This is a genomic window from Rhizobium sp. P2_G2, from assembly GCF_056403555.1.
The window spans coordinates 1-537 of sequence record NZ_JBFUFF010000282.1; the positions used below are offsets into that span (position 1 = coordinate 1).

Here is a 537-nt window from a genome sequence, read left to right on the forward strand (position 1 = left end):
CCCATAACGAGTTCGCGGCCGGCCAGGGATTATACCGACAGCATCACTGTGGCCACGGCCGACGGCACCACGCAGGTGCTGACCGTCACCATCCACGGCACCAACGATGCCGCTGTGATCACCGGCACGGCCACGCAGCAACTCACCGAAAGCGATGTCGCCCAGAACACCGGCGGCAAACTGAGCGCCACCGAYGTCGACAGYTCGGCGCTGTTCACGGCACAGAGCAATGTCGCGGGCAATCACAACTATGGCACGTTCACCATCCTCGCCGAYGGCACCTGGACCTACGCGATGAAYGGYGCCCATAACGAGTTCGCGGCCGGCCAGGATTATACCGAYAGCATCACYGTGGCSACGGCCGACGGCACCACGCAGGTGCTGACCGTCACCATCCAYGGCASCAACGATGCMGCKGTGATCACCGGCACGGCCACGCAGGMGCTCACCGAAAGCAATGTTGCCCAGAACACTGGCGGCAAACTGAGCGCCACCGACGTCGACAGCTCGGCGCTGTTTACGGCACAGAGCAATGTC

General features: G+C 63.4%; 1 protein-coding gene. It reads left to right on the forward strand.

Annotated features, from left to right (window positions below; all coding sequences use genetic code 11):
- The coding region (locus AC1D06_RS42755; RefSeq protein ID WP_477991652.1) for a VCBS domain-containing protein at positions 1 to 537 on the forward strand (537 nt) is incomplete at both ends.